This is a genomic window from Mycobacterium sp. IDUB_37 (assembly GCF_055419245.1).
The window spans coordinates 1-413 of the sequence record NZ_JBVAXG010000043.1; the positions used below are offsets into that span (position 1 = coordinate 1).

Annotated in this window: 1 pseudogene; it reads left to right on the forward strand. The window is 72.4% G+C overall.

Features of this window, described 5'->3' with window-relative positions:
• A pseudogene (locus ACZY1I_RS32225) lies at positions 1-413 on the forward strand (PE family protein); the annotation flags it as partial.

A 413-nucleotide genomic window follows, 5' to 3' on the forward strand; every position in this document is an offset into this window, starting at 1 on the left:
GCGGTAAGGGCGGCGCGGGTGGCACCGGTGCCACGACGGGCAGCGACGGCATTGATGGCACGACACCGTCGGGGGTGCTGGGTAATGGTGGCGCGGGTGGGGCTGGGTTTAGCGCCACTGCGGCGGGCGTGGCTGGCGGCAATGGTGGTGCCGGCGGTGCGGGCGGCAACTACGGCAACGGTGGCACCGGCGGTACCGGCGGCAACGGCGCCGCGGGTGCTGCTGGAGTCAACCCCAATCCGGTGGCGCCGGCGGCTAATGGCGACAACGGCACCGGCTACCCGGATCTCTTCAATGACGCGACCCCGGGCACTGGTGGCGCGAATGGGGCGGTGGGCGGTCAGGCCGGCGGTAATGGCGGCACGGGCGGCACCTTTGTGAGTACCGCGGGTCCGGGTGTCGGTGCGAACGGT